The organism is Nitrosomonas sp. Nm132 (assembly GCF_900100485.1).
In the GTDB taxonomy this organism is placed as follows: Bacteria; Pseudomonadota; Gammaproteobacteria; order Burkholderiales; family Nitrosomonadaceae; genus Nitrosomonas.
In genome coordinates, this window is sequence record NZ_FNDH01000005.1 from 1 (window position 1) to 17191 (window position 17191).

General features: G+C 42.3%; 16 protein-coding genes. 3 read left to right on the forward strand and 13 right to left on the reverse strand.

Annotated features, from left to right (window positions below; translation table 11 throughout):
- The first annotated feature begins 670 nt into the window (after positions 1-670).
- On the forward strand, positions 671-1003 hold the full coding sequence (locus BLP80_RS03155) for a hypothetical protein (RefSeq protein ID WP_090540076.1): 333 nt from the start codon (positions 671-673) through the stop codon (positions 1001-1003).
- Between the two features lie 15 nt (positions 1004-1018).
- Here BLP80_RS03155 and BLP80_RS03160 read toward each other — a convergent pair whose 3' ends face one another.
- From BLP80_RS03160 to BLP80_RS03205, 10 genes are all read right to left on the reverse strand, one after another.
- Positions 1019-2329, reverse strand: a complete 1311-nt coding sequence (locus tag BLP80_RS03160) for an adenylosuccinate synthase (RefSeq protein ID WP_090540078.1) — start codon at positions 2327-2329, stop codon at positions 1019-1021.
- Between the two features lie 39 nt (positions 2330-2368).
- Positions 2369-3541, reverse strand: a complete 1173-nt coding sequence (locus BLP80_RS03165) for an ATP phosphoribosyltransferase regulatory subunit (protein WP_090540080.1) — start codon at positions 3539-3541, stop codon at positions 2369-2371.
- A 61-nt stretch (positions 3542-3602) separates the two neighbouring features.
- The gene (locus BLP80_RS03170) at positions 3603-3788 is read right to left on the reverse strand and encodes a DUF2065 domain-containing protein (RefSeq protein ID WP_090540082.1); all 186 of its coding nucleotides are present in this window, start codon (positions 3786-3788) and stop codon (positions 3603-3605) included.
- A 115-nt stretch (positions 3789-3903) separates the two neighbouring features.
- The gene (gene hflC, locus BLP80_RS03175; RefSeq protein ID WP_090540084.1) at positions 3904-4785 is read right to left on the reverse strand and encodes a protease modulator HflC; all 882 of its coding nucleotides are present in this window, start codon (positions 4783-4785) and stop codon (positions 3904-3906) included.
- A gap of 1 nt (position 4786) precedes the next feature.
- Positions 4787-5965 (reverse strand): FtsH protease activity modulator HflK, encoded by a 1179-nt coding sequence (gene hflK, locus BLP80_RS03180; protein ID WP_090540086.1) that lies wholly within the window; start codon positions 5963-5965, stop codon positions 4787-4789.
- The gene (gene hflX, locus BLP80_RS03185; protein ID WP_090540088.1) at positions 5952-7163 is read right to left on the reverse strand and encodes a GTPase HflX; all 1212 of its coding nucleotides are present in this window, start codon (positions 7161-7163) and stop codon (positions 5952-5954) included. The genes hflK and hflX overlap by 14 nt, the downstream gene beginning before the upstream one ends.
- Entirely contained in the window at positions 7156-7401 is a 246-nt protein-coding gene (hfq, locus tag BLP80_RS03190) for an RNA chaperone Hfq (RefSeq protein ID WP_090540090.1), read from the reverse strand. The genes hflX and hfq overlap by 8 nt, the downstream gene beginning before the upstream one ends.
- Positions 7402-7640: 239 nt before the next feature.
- Positions 7641-9152: a threonine ammonia-lyase, biosynthetic gene (gene ilvA, locus BLP80_RS03195; RefSeq protein ID WP_090540091.1), complete on the reverse strand. Its 1512-nt coding sequence runs from the start codon at positions 9150-9152 to the stop codon at positions 7641-7643.
- Between the two features lie 628 nt (positions 9153-9780).
- Entirely contained in the window at positions 9781-10782 is a 1002-nt protein-coding gene (locus BLP80_RS03200; RefSeq protein WP_090540093.1) for a cytochrome-c peroxidase, read from the reverse strand.
- A 138-nt stretch (positions 10783-10920) separates the two neighbouring features.
- Complete coding sequence (locus BLP80_RS03205) at positions 10921-11481, reverse strand: RNA pyrophosphohydrolase (RefSeq protein ID WP_090540275.1); 561 nt, start codon at positions 11479-11481, stop codon at positions 10921-10923.
- A gap of 238 nt (positions 11482-11719) precedes the next feature.
- Between BLP80_RS03205 and BLP80_RS03210 the strand changes: the two genes are divergently transcribed.
- Together BLP80_RS03210 and BLP80_RS03215 are read left to right on the forward strand one after the other, a co-directional pair.
- Positions 11720-13429 carry a proline--tRNA ligase gene (locus BLP80_RS03210; protein ID WP_090540095.1) on the forward strand — a complete coding sequence of 570 codons (1710 nt, stop codon included), beginning with the start codon at positions 11720-11722 and terminating at the stop codon, positions 13427-13429.
- Entirely contained in the window at positions 13417-14022 is a 606-nt protein-coding gene (locus tag BLP80_RS03215) for a lytic transglycosylase domain-containing protein (protein ID WP_090540097.1), read from the forward strand. Before BLP80_RS03210 ends, BLP80_RS03215 begins: the two co-directional genes overlap by 13 nt.
- A 51-nt stretch (positions 14023-14073) precedes the next feature.
- On the opposite strand, the gene BLP80_RS03220 is transcribed toward BLP80_RS03215, so the two are convergent.
- From BLP80_RS03220 to pssA, 3 genes are all read right to left on the reverse strand, one after another.
- Positions 14074-14499 (reverse strand): TlpA family protein disulfide reductase, encoded by a 426-nt coding sequence (locus BLP80_RS03220; protein ID WP_371128801.1) that lies wholly within the window; start codon positions 14497-14499, stop codon positions 14074-14076.
- A 37-nt stretch (positions 14500-14536) separates the two neighbouring features.
- A complete protein-coding gene (locus BLP80_RS03225; protein ID WP_090540100.1) occupies positions 14537-16069 on the reverse strand; it encodes a 2-isopropylmalate synthase in 1533 nt (510 codons plus the stop codon).
- Positions 16070-16311: 242 nt separating this feature from the next.
- Complete coding sequence (gene pssA / locus BLP80_RS03230) at positions 16312-17094, reverse strand: CDP-diacylglycerol--serine O-phosphatidyltransferase (RefSeq protein WP_090540101.1); 783 nt, start codon at positions 17092-17094, stop codon at positions 16312-16314.
- Positions 17095-17191: the final 97 nt, after the last annotated feature.

The window sequence follows — 17191 nt, forward strand, 5'->3', positions numbered from 1 at the left end:
TTCCTCATCATTTATATCCGTTTTGTATGACATCTCTTAGCTTACTATCAAAAAATCCTTGATTCTAATGGAAATCGTTTTGCCAGACAGCTTCTAAGGAAATATGTTCGCTAAAATTTATAATCTCAATTACTTTATGGAAGGTAAATATGGCTTACAGTAAACTCTTGAAGTAAATTCCTGATTTCGTCGTGAATTTTTAATCACATCTCCTCCGTTTTTTATACAAGCCATTGTCGATTTATCAAGGCTAGCAAAATATTCATTACTTCCAGGTAGTGATGATATCGGGATCACTTCTTCCCGAATCCGTCTACATGTTTCTGGCTCATCTGCTGCGACTGTATCAGTAGCCATTGGAGGTAAAGGACATAACCGACAGGGATCACCTGGACAGAGACATCCCTTACACGACGCCTGTGCCGAGGTAGTTAATAAACCTAAAAAAATGCTTAAAATTATTAAAACTATTATATGTGTTAAATTAATCAGTCTTAATCGCATAAGATATACTCCAAAAATATTTTAACTTTTCTACAGCTAAATTATACAAACAATGCACGGTATAAATTCAATGAGTACAATAACCCCAACAATCAAGTTTTTAAATAATCTGCCTATTCAAATAGAAACTATCCTTCAAACCAAGTTTGATCAGTGGAGGTAATGAATGAAATATCTCGTATTTTTCTTACTCAGTTTAGCGCTATTCCCATTAGCTTCTGCTGAGGATATTCTCAGTCTGCAGCAAAGAGCCAGCTTTGCTTACGAACAGATGAAGCAGGTTGAGCGTGAAGCAAGAATTGCTGAACAGCAAACCGAGGTAAAAAAGGAGCGACTGCAGTATTTTAAACAAAAAACTGCAGAAGCTGAACAAGAGCTTAAGATTACTTACGAGAAATCAAAAGAAGCAAATGTGAGAATGGAAGCAGCTAAAAGAAAGTGGGACGAACTCTCCAGGACGCTTACTCAAGAATGGGGCAAGCAAGAAAACAGCAGATAAGAATGAATACAAAGATTACTCAAATGGATGCCTGAAGACAATAGTCTCATCCCGATCAGGTCCCGTTGAAATCATATCTATCGGCACCTCACATACTTCTTCCAGACGCTTCAGATAATTTTGCGCTGCTTTAGGTAACTGCCTGAAATCTCTTAATCCTTGAGTACTATTACTCCACCCAGGCACCTCTTCATAGACAGGCTCACAGGCTATCAGTTCTTCCGCGCCTGCTGGTAGAATGTTAAGAAATCTTTCCTGTTCAGTCCCTTTACTATTTAATCTATAGCCCACACAAAGCTTCAAGGTTTCGATACCATCAAGAACATCCAATTTGGTAATGCATAGTCCTGATACGCCATTGATCTGAGTAGAGCGTTTCATTGCTACCGCATCAAACCAACCACAACGGCGGCGGCGGCCCGTTGTTGAGCCGAACTCATTGCCACGGCTGGCCAAATGCTCGCCCACAGCGTCATTAAGTTCAGTAGGAAACGGACCTGAGCCCACGCGGGTTGTATATGCTTTAGTAATACCCAGAACATAGTGCAACATCTGTGGCCCTACTCCACTGCCAGAAGCTGCTGCACCGGCAATACAATTACTAGATGTCACAAAAGGGTAAGTACCATGATCAATATCCAGCAATGCTCCCTGCGCACCTTCAAATAAAAGATTATTACCTTCTTTATTGATCTCAAAGAGTAATTGCGGCACATCTGCTACCATAGGTCTAATACGCTCAGCCTGAGCGAGGCTTTCATCAACCGTCTTATTGAGATCGACTGTAGGTACTTGGTAATAATTTTTTAGAACAAAATTATGATAATCGAGTATTTCTTCCAATTTGACTATAAATCGTTCACGGTAAAGTAAATCCTGCAAACGTATTGCACGTCGAGCAACTTTATCTTCATAGGCTGGGCCGATACCACGGCCAGTAGTACCGATTTTATCTAAACCTCTGGCTGTTTCTCGTGCACTATCAAGTGCAACGTGATGGGGTAATATGAGTGGACAAGCTTCGCTGATTCGTAATCTCTGGCATACATCAATACCTGCCTCCTCTAGCATATCAATTTCTTCGAGTAAAGCTTGTGGAGACAGCACTACGCCATTACCAATATAGCAAACAACATTCTCACGCAGAATTCCAGAAGGAACGAGGTGCAGGATAGTTTTTTTATTGCCGATTACCAACGTGTGCCCAGCATTATGACCACCCTGAAAGCGAACGACACCCCCTGCATGATCAGTTAGCCAATCGACTATTTTACCTTTTCCCTCGTCACCCCACTGTGTCCCGATAACTACTACATTTCTAGTCATGTCTCAGAATCTCTTTATCTTGATATATATATGGATAAGTTAAATTCCCACTACTTCCCATACACCATTGTGCAAGATAAGTTTTCTGTCATAGTAGGAGGTATCTTCTTCGTTTTCATTTCCTGGCAATTCTGTTACAACGATATGGCCTTCGTCTCTTAGCTGCTCAACTATCTTTTCCAGTGTCTTGTCGTTTCTTTCGTAAGGTGCCAGAATTCCTTTAGGGGAAGTATCCAATGTGGTCAATCTCGACAATTCCCGTAAATCCATACTAAAGCCAGTAGCTGGTCTTGCTCTTCCAAACGCTTTGCCTATTTCATCGTAACGCCCACCCAACGCAATTGCATTGGCACTTCCTTGTGTATAAGCAGCAAATACCATTCCCGTGTGGTAATGGTAGCCACGCAAATCAGATAAATCGAAAGTTATTTTATCCACATATGTTTTCAATTCTTCCTCAATCACTTCAAGCTGATTCAGTGCACTCTCGATTTCTGGATGATTAGGAAGCATTTTTCGAGCATGTGTAAGGATTTTTCTATCACCATATAATTCAGGCAGAAGCATCAGAGCTTCCCGAATGGATTTATCCAGTCGCTTATCAAGCCTAGTGCATAACAATTCCCTTAGAGTAGCTGTATCTTTGGTTTGTAATATATTGTACAAATCCACTTCAAGCTCAGGGAGAACTCCGGAACCCTTAATCAGGCTTCGGAAAATAGCCACATGCCCAAGATCAAGATGAATTTTGTCAATCCCCGATACTGCGAGACATTTCAACATTACTCGTTGAATCTCAAGATCGCTTTCCAAACCAGGGTGACCAAATAATTCAGCACCAATTTGGAATGGTTCACGAGTACGTGTAATTTCGCAAGGAGCAGTATGTAATACACTATTAGCGTAACAAAGGCGAATCACTCCTTTAGCATTCAATAAGTGTGCATCTATCCGGACAGTTTGTGGTGTCGTATCTGCTCGCAATCCCATCATTCTGCCACTTAATTGATCCAACACCTTGAACATACGCAGATCCATATCGCTCCCGCTGCCAGACAATAACGACTCCACATATTCGAGCAATGGCGGAATAACAAACAGATAACCATGCACAAGGAGTAAATCCAGAATGCTGCGACGCATTCTTTCGATTCGTAATGCCTCAGACGGCAGAACATCTTCGACGTATTCAGGAAGAAGCCAGTTACGCATTCTTGTAATTTAGCAACTGCTCAATTTATTCACTGCTTAGAAAAGAAAGATATATAGGAATTTAGTTTACCAAATAGAGCATAATCAACCCTACCACCATTGAAGTCAAGCCTATAAATCGGATCTGGCCATCTTCCAGTTCTATGAGTTTTCTAAAAGTATCGCGCCAAGCATTAGGGGATGTAAAAGGAAAAATACCTTCCAACACCAACATTAATGCAATGGCCATAAGAAAGGTATCCCACATACAACAATATCTCCAACGAAATCCTTGGTGATCTAGCATTTTCTGTAACGCTATTTACTTTACCAGATCAATTTTTACTAGAATAAAATGCAATACACTGTTTGAGCAACTCAGTCTATTTTACTTTTTTACTGGCCGCGCTATTCAAATATCTGAAAAACTCTGAATTAGGCTCAAGTACTAACATATCTCCCTTATTCTTGAAAGATTGCTTATAGGCTTCCATGCTTCGATAGAACGTATAAAACTCAGAGTTCTTTTCAAAGGCGCCCGCATATATTGCAGCAGCTTGACCATCGCCATCTCCCATAATTTTCTGTGCTTCCCGATAAGCTTCTGCCAAAATTACTTCACGTTGTCGGTCAGCATCCGCACGAATCTTTTCAGCTTCTGCAGCACCTGTAGAACGCAATTCATTGGCCACCCGTTTTCGTTCAGCTTCCATTCTGCGATATACTGAATCGCTAACTTCTTGTGGCAAATCAACACGTTTCAAACGCACATCCACTACTTCAACACCGATTTTTTTTGCATCTAAATTAGCTTTCTGACGCATGATTTCCATAATCTTATCTCGCTCACCAGAAACGACATCATGCACGGTACGGTTACCAAACTCGTCACGCATACTTGAGTTCACAGTTTGTGACAACCGAGTCTGTGCCAACATTTCATCTCCTCGTACACTAACATAATATTGCTTTACATCAACGATGCGCCATTTCACAAATAAATCGACCAGAACGTTCTTTTTTTCTGAAGTAATAAAGCGTTCCGGTTCTTCAGTACTCATGGTAAGAATACGGGAATCAAAGTAGTGTACATTCTGTAACATAGGAATCTTAAAATACAACCCTGGCGAAGTCTTTACGCCAACCACTTCCCCTAATTGAAACAAAATTGCTTGTTCACGTTCATCAACAATATATACTGCAGAACTCGCCACCAAGACTAGTACTGCGGCTATACTCGATAATACTGATGATAATTTCCCCATTTTATCTTACCTCCCGTTCACGACTTCGGAATGATTCACGCGTACGCGTGCTCACATCAGGCGTTTCCTGAATAGTTTGAGTTTGTACCGTCATGGGTGGTTTCGGCATGGTTCCATCCATTTGAATCAACTTATCCAGTGGCAGATACAGCAAGTTGTTCCCATCTTTTTGATCAATCAGAATTTTACTGGTATTGGAAAGTACTTGTTGCATCATATCCAAATATAGGCGATCACGTGTGACACCAGGCGCCTTACTGTACTCGACAAGGATCTGCTCAAAACGGCTAATATCACCCTCTGCACTAGAAATAATACGTTGCTGATATCCACTTGCTTCTTCCAATAAACGTGCCGCGGCACCTCTCGCTCTAGGAATCACATCATTGGCATAAGCTTGACCTTCATTACGTTGCCGCTCTCTATCCTGACCAGCCTTAACAGCATCATCGAATGCTGCCTGCACCTGTTCTGGCGGTTGCGCATTCTGCATCGTTACTCTACTGACAGTAATACCTATCTGATAGCGATCCAGAATAGTCTGCATTATTTGGGTTGTCCGGGCGGTTACTTCCTCACGCCCCTCATATAAAACAAAATCCATCTTGTTTTTTCCGATAACTTCACGAATAGCCGTCTCAGCGATTTGCAACACGGCGTTGTCAGGATCGCGATTATTAAACAAGAAACTCTCAGGGTTATTTAATATGTATTGCACAGCAAACTGGATATCAATAATGTTTTCATCATCGGTCAACATCAGCGATTCTTTCAGTACTTTGCTTCTAACATTGTTCCGATAACCAATTTCTACCGTACGCACCTGACTAACATTAACAGCTTCCACTTTTTCAATTGGGTAAGGCATATGCCAACGCAATCCCGCTTGAGTAGTATCAACATGCTTACCGAAGCGAAGCACGACACCGCGCTGCCCCTCGTCAACAATGTAAAAACCGCTAGCCGCCCAAACAGTTAGCAGCAAAATGACGATAACTACAACACCACCACTGCTACTTTGTCTTTTGGGGCCTTCACTCCCAGGATCCTCATCGCCGCCGCCGCTCTTACGACCCAAAATTTCGTTAATTCTTTTGCTGATATTACGCAACACATCATCCAGATCTGGTGGGTTAGAATTACCTTTCCTTCTTCCCCATTGAGGATCATTTAATCCCATGATAATTTAATCCTTCCTCTCGTTCTAAAAAAGCTGTAGCACTACTGTCGTTCACTCTCCCAACTTCCAAGAAATTCTCTCTTAAGTCAACAGAATTCTGCGCAATTGCTTCTGCCAGGGCCAGTCTAATAAATTCTAACCCTTCTCCAGTCTTAGCACTTAGTCGAATACACGTTATTCTACCATACTCATCCCGCACATAATTTGCAGTCCTGCTCGATTCAGCAAGATCAATTTTATTCAATACTAAAATCTGCGGAATAGTTTCCGCGCCAATTTCTTTAAGCAACTTATTTACCTCCGCAATTTGCTCATTGCGGGATGGACTAGCCGCATCGACTATGTGCAAGAGCATATCAGCTTGCGCTGTTTCTTCCAACGTAGCGCGAAATGCAGCAACTAAAGTGTGAGGCAGCCCACGAATAAACCCAACCGTATCTGAAATAACCAAATGTCCATTGTTCGGAATGAATAATCTACGTGTTGTTGTATCTAGAGTAGCAAACAACTGGTCAGCTGCATATGCCTGAGCACGAGTTAGACTATTGAATAGAGTTGACTTGCCTGCATTAGTATAACCAACAATAGATATGGACATCACCTTAGTACGCTGCCTAGACTTTCGCTGAACTCTTCGCTGGCGTTGAAGCTCTTTGAGTTTTTCTCTCAGATACTTAACCCTCTTGGCTAGCAACCGTCGATCCGTTTCAAGTTGTGTTTCGCCTGGACCACGCAGACCAATCCCCCCCTTTTGTCGCTCCAAGTGAGTCCATCCCCGTACCAACCGTGATGCAAGATACTCTAGTTGAGCAAGTTCAACCTGCAATCTACCTTCGCGGCTTTTAGCACGCTGCGCAAAGATATCAAGAATCAGGCTAGCACGATCAATAACTTGGCACTGCAGCCGCTCAGTTAGATTTCGCTGCTGAATTGGAGAAAGATCATGATTGAATATCACCAGTGACGCGTTGGTCTGATTCAAAAGTTGATAGATTTCATCTATCTTGCCGCCACCAACATAGGTAGCAGGGTCAGGTCGCGAGCGTCTTCCTTCCACAATGGCCACAACCACGAGCTGATCGCTCATGGCAAGCTGACGTAATTCTTCTAGGCTTTCTTTATCACTATCGCCTAGATTGAGGCCTACTAAGATGGCAGTGTTGTTCTTACCTGTTATAAATTCTGTGAAATCAGTCATCACGTACAACGGGTGTTTCAATCGGAATGGCAACAGCCCTAGCTGGAACCACTGTAGAAATCGCGTGTTTATATACCATTTGTGTAACTGAGTTTTTCAATAGCACGACATATTGATCAAATGAATCAATATGTCCCTGCAGTTTTATACCATTAACCAAGTAAATGGATACTGGAATATGTTCCTTTCGCAGAATATTTAAAAATGGATCTTGCAACAGCTGACCCTTGGCACTCATGAACAACCCTCCCCGTTTTATTTCAATTCTAATTATTAGATAAGAGACTCTACTTTATTTTTTTAAGTGGATCCATATCCACCAACAGGATTATCATCAAAATAAACAAGTAGAAGAATGAGATATTGTAGCGTGATGTTAACAAATACACGGGATTAATTTTAAAAAAGATCTAAATGCCGAACTGAGTAAAGTATCCATGATACAAGTAACAATTAAGCTCTGCGGAATTTAGTTATTTATACCAAGAACAGCTTATATGCTGGATTATTACTTTCATCCCAATATCGATAACCGAGATTATCAAGAAAATTTTTAAAATCAGCTTTCTCACTAGGGGGCACTTCTATTCCCACCAACACGCGCCCGAAATCCGCACCATGATTACGATAATGAAATAAACTGATATTCCAGAGATGGCTCATATTATCAAGAAAATTCATTAATGCACCCGGTCTGTCAGGAAATTCAAAACGATAGAGGATTTCATTTTTGACATCTCTAGAGCGTCCTCCTACCATGTGACGAATATGCAACTTTGCCATCTCATTACCGCACAGATCTTCGGTGTGTAATCCACTTGCTTCCAGACCTCTGACTAAATCAAGTGCTTCTTCACGATTACGGACTGATACTCCAACAAATACATGCGCCACTTTAGGATCTGCATAGCGATAATTGAATTCAGTAATGCTCCTTGTTCCCAACATGGCGCAAAACTTCTTGAAGCTACCAGGTTCCTCAGGAATCGTGACCGCCATTACTGCCTCACGTTGTTCACCTAATTCTGCCCGTTCAGAAACATGGCGCAAACGATCAAAATTCATGTTGGCACCTGATGCTATCGCCACCAATGTTTTATGAAGTAATTTTTCACGTTCGACGTAGGCCTTTAACCCAGCAACAGAGAGTGCTCCAGAAGGCTCAAGAATGGCACGGGTATCTTCAAATACGTCTTTAATAGCCGCACAGATAGCATCCGAATCCACCAAAAAAATCTCGTCAACCAGCTCCCGGCACAAGCGAAAAGTTTCCTTACCAACATGCCTAACAGCCACACCATCAGCAAACAGTCCTACTTGTGAAAGTTTAACGCGGCGTCCTTTCTGCAACGAACGATACATGGCATCCGAATCAACTGGCTCAACCCCGATAATCTTAGTATCCGGATATAACCTTTTTACGTATGCTGCAATTCCGGAAATAAGCCCCCCCCCTCCTACCGGCACGAATATAGCGTGAATTCCTGCTCCATGCTGACGCAAGATCTCCATACCGATTGTTCCTTGCCCTGCAATAACGTCTGGATCATCATAAGGATGAACAAAAGTAGCATGCTCTTGCTGCGTAAGCTCTAAAGCATGCTCATATGCTTCATTATACGAATCACCATAGAGTAATACCGTTGCACCCAGCGCCATCACCGCATTGATCTTGATCTGAGGAGTTGTCACAGGCATCACAATCGTGGCAGAACAGCCCAATTTCTGTGCAGCCAACGCTACACCTTGCGCATGATTACCAGCTGAAGCGGCTATCACACCTCGTTTGAGCATGGCAGGGGATAACTTTGCCATTTTATTGTAAGCACCCCGCAACTTGAATGAAAATACCTGTTGCATATCCTCACGTTTCAAAAACACTTGGTTATGAATACGTGCTGAAAGATTGACTGCCTCCTCCAGTGGTGTTTCTACAGCAACATCATAAACACGGGCGGTAAGTACTCTTTCGAGATAATCATTCCTCATAAGATTACGCTTTAGAAATAGTAAATAAGGTTAAGACTATGAATTTTCAAGAGTGCGCAGATTTTATCATGCTAAATAAATTGCAAGTCTAATTAAAAGCATAGATTTATCGGAATAAATTTCCCTTTACATAAAATTTTATTCTATTTCTATCGCTATAGAAATAAGTAGGTTCTTAAAAACGATCAACAGCTAAGCTCCGAAAATACTAATACTACCCTCTATGATTTAGAGGGATCACTTCACACCTTTATCTATACCACCATATAAAATTTATCTCCCGCAGGCGCGCGCGCTATATCAAATTTTTAAATAGACTCTGAGAAAAGCAAGCCGGCTAAGCTTTCAAATCAGGAGGAATTGTAATTGCTTGAAATAAAACTACTTAGATTAAAGCCGGCGTAATAAAGGAAGTTGATTATTGATCAGACTTATTTTGAGACAAATGCTATTTACAGCATGGAGTAAATTGAAAAATCAATGATCTAGTTAAACTGTAACAATAAAGATCCAGAACAAAACAATAAATAAGCTTCTTAATAAAAACTTACCCAGACTATCTTAGTCTGGGTAAGTTTAAGAGCACCTGAAATTCCAGATTATTTAATCTAAGCTAGATCCTTCAAAATCATTTATCAAATGGCTGAGATCTTGGAGTTTCATTATTAGAAGGTGGCAAAATCGGTAATTTAAAATCAGGCTGCTTACCAGTCAGTGTTTTCAAGAACGCTACGATATCAGCAATTTCTTCTTTCTTAAACTCGCGGTTCACTTGTATCTTGCCCATGATATTTACTGCTTCCTCCAGCGTTGCAGCACCGCCATCGTGGAAATAAGGGTATGTCAATGCTACATTTCTCAGGGTTGGAACTTTAAATACATAACGATCTTCTTCTTTACCCGTCATATCCATACGACCTACCGCAGCATTATTTGTCTCATAAGGTTTATAAACACCCATTTTTTCGAATGAATTCCCACCAACTGCCGGACCGTTGTGACATTTTGTGCAACCACTGCTCTTGAATAAATTGTATCCATCCAGTTCTGCTTTCGTCAGTGCATCTTTATCACCTTCCAGCCATTTATCGAAACGAGAATCCGGCGTAACCAAGGTTTCCTCAAAAGCAGCAATCGCAGTCGTGATTCGGTCAATATCCACCTGATTTGAATTAAAAGCTTTCTTAAATTGCTCCTGATATTCAGGAATAGAGCTAATCACTTTTACCGCCATATCGTGGGTAGAAGCCATCTCACCAGGATTAGCAATCGGTCCGCCAGCCTGCTCTTTGAGATCCTTAGCACGCCCATCCCAGAACTGCGCCAGATTCATGCTCGAATTTAATACGGTGGGTGCATTGATCGGACCCTGTTGCCATTTATGACCAATGGAAGTTTTGATATTATCAGTACCTCCCATGCTCAGATTATGGCAGGAATTACAGGAAATAAAACCGGATTTGGATAACCGAGGATCAAAAAACAGCATCTTCCCAAGCTCAACCATTTCTGCATTCTCTGGCTTTACCGGTTTAATGGATTGTATCGGCTCATTAGCAGCAAATACATGGACGGACGTAATCATTACACCAATCGATAATAGCGAGGCAGTCAGCGTACGCATCATCATTGAAAATCTCCTAAAAAACGCGGCTGTAATGGCGCAGCCGGTTACGCCTAAATGTACCCTATCAGAATAAAATTCAGCAAAAATGGTTGGCTATAATTTACCTGGAGCCGGCTACTCCTGTATCACAGGCAGGAAAAATTATTTTTGTGTTTTCACAGAAGTGACAGCAATCTCTGGGGTGATTTGATCATTTTCCCCATAACCGTAATCGCAGCCTTGCCCAATGTCACAACCAAGTAAGTGAGATAGCTCCACAAGCGCCTGCCGATAAACCTGACGCTTAAATTCAACAACTGAGTCAAGCTCTACCCAATATCGATTCCAACGCCATGCATCAAATTCAGGGTGTAGGCTTTTTCTGAGCGACACATCGCTATCATGCCCAAGCAAACGCAGCAGAAACCAAATCTGTTTCTGCCCCCTGTAGCTCCTGCGCCATTCTCGCCTTATCCAGCACTCTGGCACGTCATAACGCAACCACTCTCGAGTGCGCCCCAAAATTTCTACGTGATAGGGTTGCAGTCCTACCTCTTCAGTTAATTCTCGATACATCGCCTGCGTTGGGGTTTCACCCGATTTAATGCCCCCCTGAGGAAATTGCCAAGAATCCTGCCTGACACGTTTCCCCCAGAAAACTTCATTTCTCGAATTCAATAGAATAATTCCAACATTAGGACGATATCCGTTACGGTCGATCATTTGATTCATCCGTCATTTGATACGTCAATTACTAACCATTTTTCCATACTTTCTCCCAGATTAAAAGTCATCATAAAATAAAAATCTGGGCATACTTTCCTTTAATTTACCCATATCTCCCTTTCTTAACTGTATATGATAAGTCGCAACAAGTTTAAACCGTATAGATAACTGTCTTTTTCAGGGTAAAATTCTTCCTCTTTATTTAATATAACGATAAAACATACGGAATCAATACATGCGTGTTTCTCAATTCTTTATTTCAACGCTCAAAGAAGCTCCCGCAGAAGCGGAATTGATTAGTCATAAGCTGATGCTACGGGCTGGTCTCATCAAGCGCCTTGGTAGTGGACTTTATACCTGGATGCCTTTAGGTTTAAGAGTACTGCGTAAAATCGAACACATCATCCGCGAGGAAATGAATAAAAGTGGCGCCATCGAGCTTTTAATGCCGGCAGTTCAACCCGCAGAACTCTGGCAGGAAACTGAGCGCTGGGAATTATTCGGGCCACAAATGTTGAAAATTCAGGATAGACACAAACACAATTATTGTTTTGGCCCTACTCACGAAGAGATTATCACTGATATCACACGCAGGGAAATAAAAAGCTATCGCCAATTACCTTTGAATTTTTATCAGATCCAAACCAAATTTCGCGATGAGATTCGTCCCCGTTTTGGCGTCATGAGAGCACGTGAATTTATAATGAAAGATGCCTATTCGTTTCATACCGCCCTGGAAAGCTTGGAGCAAACCTATCGTCTGATGCATGATACGTATAGCCGAATATTTACCCGTATCGGCTTGAATTTCCGAGCTGTAACAGCAGACACTGGGGCGATGGGTGGTAGCCGTTCACACGAATTCCATGTACTCGCAGACTCAGGTGAAGATGCGATTGCTTTCTGCCCTGATTCAGATTATGCAGCTAATATTGAAATGGCTGAGACCATTTCTCCTGGAAAATCTCGCGAGGCGCCAAATGGCATAAAGCAAAAAATTTCAACACCTGATCAAAAAACCTGTACAGAAGTTGCAGATTTCCTTGGCATCCCCGTACAAAAAACCATAAAAACACTGGCTATTACTGCGGACAATCAGTTTTACCTATTATTACTACGCGGCGATCACCAACTAAACGAAACAAAAGTCAGAAAAATCCCATTTTTAAGCAATTTTGAATTGGCAAGTGAAGAAAGAATTCTAGCCGAGACCGGTTCCAGACCAGGGTTCATCGGGCCTGTGGGGCTAGAAAATTGCATCATCGCTGACAAGGCTGTTATAAAAATGAGTAATTTCGTCTGCGGCGCAAATGAGGAAGGCTTCCATTTCACTCATATCAATTTCGAACGTGACTTGAAATTACCCGATCATATTTTTGATATCCGCAATATCGTTGAAGGTGATCCTTCACCAGATGGTAAGGGCTTACTGGAAATTTGCCGAGGCATTGAAGTTGGTCACATTTTCCAATTACGCACCAAATATTCTGAAAAGATGAAGGCTACTTACCTGGATGAATCCGGTCAGATGAGAGCGATGGAAATGGGATGTTACGGCATCGGTGTGTCACGTGTTGTGGCAGCGGCCATTGAGCAGAATCACGATAAGCATGGCATCATATTTCCCATCGCAATCGCACCATTTCAGCTTGCCATCATCCCGATTGGTTTGAAAAAGAATCCGCAAGTGCAAGCTGAAGCCGAAAGACTGTATCATGAACTTTCTGCAGCTCACATTGAAGTACTGATGGATGATCGTGATGAACGCCCCGGCGTAATGTTTGCTGACATGGAGTTGATAGGTATTCCCCATCGAATCGTTATTGGTGAACGAGGTCTGAAAGATGACATTATTGAATATCGTGGGCGACGTGATGAGAAATCTCAAATGATCTCTCTGAAGGAGATCACTTCATTCATCATTTCAAAAATATGTGGAAATTGATCGGCCTGATTCCGATCCTTATTTCTCCGATTGCACAGGCAGGCGCCCAAATATATGAGCCATTATCCGCCAGCACGAGAACAGTATTGCAACGGGCTGTAAGCGATCAGGCCATTTCACATTTTATTACGTTGCCTGAAGCAGAAAGTAAGGTATGGCTTGTTACTATGTCTGAGCGATTAAAAGGGCGCATGCCTGATCATAATGAACGAGAAGATTTCCTTACTACAGTTCATTATGAGGCCACCCGCGCTGGACTTGATCCACAACTGGTGTTGAGTATTATCCATGTCGAAAGCGGTTTCAGAAAATATGCTATATCGACTGCAGGTGCGCGCGGCTATATGCAGATCATGCCATTTTGGGTTGATACCATTGGCAGCAAAGACCATAATCTCTTCCATCTGCGAGTCAATTTACGTTATGGGTGCACCATACTGCGCCACTATCTTGATATTGAAAAAGGCGATTATTTTCGTACTCTCGGAAGATATAACGGAAGCCTAGGGCAAGCAACCTACCCAGAGCTCGTTTTTAATGCATGGAACAAGTACTGGCGCCACCCCGCAACTCAAGAAGTAGCTCAACATTGAAAGCTCTACTCAGTATGAATCGAATCAGTTGTTTTTCCGAGCTAGCACTTTCTAATAACTCTGTATGAATTTCTCAATATCCTCTCGTGTAAGCAATCCAATCTTTCGTGCTGCGGGTTTACCGTCAGGGTCAAATAAATAGGTACTTGGCAACATCGATAACTCATCAAGCTGCGAAGCAATCTGTCTGTTACCCAATACGATAGGATAAGAAACAGACATCGCCTCGGTAAATTTCATCACGGTTTCCGTATCCGCATAATCCATTGCGATACCAATAATCATGACATCATTCCGATCTTCATAAAGCGATATCAGATCGGGAATCTCCTCCAAGCAGGGAGGACACCAGGTTGCCCAGAAATTTACCAGCACCCACTTTCCTTTATAATCGCTCAACCGGTGTATTTTTCCCTTGCTATCCTCAAATCTGAACTGAAATTCTTCCGCTTGAATACAAAAAGATAGGAAATTCAATAAAAAAAGTAAACAAAGGATAAAGTGTTTCATTTCATCAGATCTGCGGATGGGCTCTCTCAAGCTTACTGTACAGTTTATTAAATGCACTTAGATAAGCTTTGGCAGAAGCAACTACAATGTCCGTGTCTGCCCCATGACCGTTTACGATTCTTCCAGACCTCTGCAATCTGACGGTCACCTCACCTTGCGCATCCGTTCCACTAGTAATGTTATTGACTGAAAATAATTGTAATTCAGCGCCACTATTCAATATCTTCTCGATCGCACGGTAAGTTGCGTCAACTGGGCCGCTTCCTTCAGATTCGGCATGTAGCTCATTATTTTCAGCAGCAATCACTATGCGAGCAAAAGGAACCTCGCCTGTCTCACTATGCGCAATCAGTGAAAGCAATCGATAATGCTCTTCAGGGGCTTGTACCTCATCCGAGACCAGTGCGTGCAAATCTTCATCAAAAATTTCGTGCTTTTTGTCCGCTAAATCCTTAAAGCGCATGAACATGGTATTCAACACTTCCTCCGACTCAAACTCAATTCCCAGCTCCTTCAAGCGGCTGCGAAACGCGTTACGGCCAGAATGCTTACCAAGTAACAGTTTATTGGTCCCCCAGCCGACATCTTCAGCACGCATGATTTCATAAGTTTCACGATGTTTGAGCACGCCATCCTGATGAATTCCTGACTCGTGCGCAAAAGCATTTGCACCAACAATCGCTTTATTAGGTTGTACTGGGAAACCGGTAACTCCTGAAACCAGCTTACTGGCCGGGACGATATGAGTCGTATCTATCCGCGTATCACATGGAAAGAAGTCCTGTCGTGTACGAACAGCCATGACCACTTCTTCAAGAGCCGCATTTCCAGCACGCTCACCCAATCCATTAATTGTACATTCTACTTGTCTCGCACCATTCATGACCGCTGACAGCGAATTAGCCACCGCCAATCCTAGATCATTGTGACAATGAACTGAAAAAACCACCTTATCTGAATTGGGAATACGCTCACGTAGCGTACGGATAAGCTGGCCAAACTGATCTGGCATGGTATACCCCACTGTATCTGGAATATTCACTGTCTTCGCACCAACATCAATGACCGCTTCCAAAACACGGCAAAGAAAACTGATCTCAGAACGGCCTGCATCCTCTGGAGAAAATTCAATATTGTCCGTATATTGGCGCGCCCATTTTATTGCTTTAACTGCTTGCTCGATCACTTGTTCAGGAGACATCCGCAATTTATTCTTCATGTGAATGGGTGATGTCGCAATAAACGTATGAATACGCGCTACATTAGCACCACGTAACGCTTCACCAGCACGGTCTATATCCGCTTCGATAGCACGAGCGAGTCCACAAACCACACTATCCTTAACTGTGTCGGCCACTGCCTTGACCGCTTCAAAATCTCCATTAGAAGCCGCTGGAAAACCTGCCTCAATAACATCTACCCCCATCCGCTCAAGCTGTCGAGCAATGCGCACCTTCTCTTCCTTTGTCATGGATGCACCGGGGCTTTGCTCACCATCGCGCAAAGTCGTATCAAAAATAATCAAATGATCTCGCATCATTTTCTCCATCGAATGAAGTCCGAATTATAAAACAAAGATTAAAAAATTCGGATTCCGAATTTTTTAGATTATTAATGAAATAACGTATTGAATTTAGCGCCCAGGGCGCAGCAGGAAGCCTATTAAATACAACAAGGCCAAAGAAGAGAAGAGGTCTGGAAAAATTGTAGCGTTACTTGTAAAACTTTTCATAGTGGACAATATAAATCGTTTTCGATGTTTCTGCAACAATAAGATCGCTACGTGATATTCTGATTCTGTGCTTCATCGTTCTTTTTGTTCTTACCAAGGTGCCATAATTTCATGAAATAACCGGATAAAGCGTATAAAGAAAACAGACCAAAAAGCACAACTGGTGGATGACTCGGTATCAACACAAAAAAGAACAATAACAATAATAAAATTGAGAAAAAAGGAACTCGTCTACGCAGATTAAATTCTTTACCGCTATAGTAAGGCAAGTTACTCACCATGGTCAGTCCAGCAAATAACGTAGTTGTCCATACCACCCACTTGATGTCCACACCCTGTATTTGAAAATCCAGTGCTACCCATACCAGTCCGGCAATCAGCGCAGCAGCTGCCGGACTAGGTAGTCCTTGAAAAAATCGCTTATCCACTACTTCTATATTGGTGTTAAAACGGGCTAACCGCAATGCAGCACAAGCGCAATAAATAAATGCTGCTATCCAACCCAATTTATCCATATCTTTTAATGCCCACTCATACACGACGAGCGCGGGAGCGACTCCAAAGGAAACCATGTCCGACAAGCTGTCATACTCAGCTCCGAATTCGCTCTGGGTATGGGTTAGGCGCGCCACTCGCCCATCTAGGCCGTCCAACACCATCGCAATGAAAATAGCTATTGCAGAATGCTCATAATTACCATTCATCGCCTGCACGATTGCAAAAAAACCCGCAAACAATGCTGCTGTCGTAAACAAATTCGGTAACAGATAAATCCCTCGCCGTCGCAATCGGGATTTGAGCACAAAGCGAGCTGGGTTTGGTTCATGCATTTTCAGTATGAACTATAAAAACTCTATGATAGGGCATAGAAAAATAAATAGCAGAAAAATAGGAGATAATATTACTCTTCCAGCAAACCATTACACG

Excerpts from the sequence above, each read along its gene's own strand:
- BLP80_RS03170 (WP_090540082.1), bottom strand. The coding sequence starts at position 3,788 with ATGTGGGATACCTTTCTTATGGCCATTGCATTAATGTTGGTGTTGGAA.
- BLP80_RS03225 (WP_090540100.1), bottom strand. The coding sequence starts at position 16,069 with ATGCGAGATCATTTGATTATTTTTGATACGACTTTGCGCGATGGTGAG.
- hflC (WP_090540084.1), bottom strand. The coding sequence starts at position 4,785 with ATGGGGAAATTATCATCAGTATTATCGAGTATAGCCGCAGTACTAGTC.
- hflX (WP_090540088.1), bottom strand. The coding sequence starts at position 7,163 with ATGACTGATTTCACAGAATTTATAACAGGTAAGAACAACACTGCCATC.
- ilvA (WP_090540091.1), bottom strand. The coding sequence starts at position 9,152 with ATGAGGAATGATTATCTCGAAAGAGTACTTACCGCCCGTGTTTATGAT.
- BLP80_RS03165 (WP_090540080.1), bottom strand. The coding sequence starts at position 3,541 with ATGCGTAACTGGCTTCTTCCTGAATACGTCGAAGATGTTCTGCCGTCT.
- BLP80_RS03155 (WP_090540076.1), top strand. The coding sequence starts at position 671 with ATGAAATATCTCGTATTTTTCTTACTCAGTTTAGCGCTATTCCCATTA.
- pssA (WP_090540101.1), bottom strand. The coding sequence starts at position 17,094 with ATGCATGAACCAAACCCAGCTCGCTTTGTGCTCAAATCCCGATTGCGA.
- BLP80_RS03160 (WP_090540078.1), bottom strand. The coding sequence starts at position 2,329 with ATGACTAGAAATGTAGTAGTTATCGGGACACAGTGGGGTGACGAGGGA.
- BLP80_RS03210 (WP_090540095.1), top strand. The coding sequence starts at position 11,720 with ATGCGTGTTTCTCAATTCTTTATTTCAACGCTCAAAGAAGCTCCCGCA.
- hflK (WP_090540086.1), bottom strand. The coding sequence starts at position 5,965 with ATGGGATTAAATGATCCTCAATGGGGAAGAAGGAAAGGTAATTCTAAC.
- BLP80_RS03200 (WP_090540093.1), bottom strand. The coding sequence starts at position 10,782 with ATGATGATGCGTACGCTGACTGCCTCGCTATTATCGATTGGTGTAATG.
- hfq (WP_090540090.1), bottom strand. The coding sequence starts at position 7,401 with ATGAGTGCCAAGGGTCAGCTGTTGCAAGATCCATTTTTAAATATTCTG.
- BLP80_RS03215 (WP_090540097.1), top strand. The coding sequence starts at position 13,417 with ATGTGGAAATTGATCGGCCTGATTCCGATCCTTATTTCTCCGATTGCA.
- BLP80_RS03205 (WP_090540275.1), bottom strand. The coding sequence starts at position 11,481 with ATGATCGACCGTAACGGATATCGTCCTAATGTTGGAATTATTCTATTG.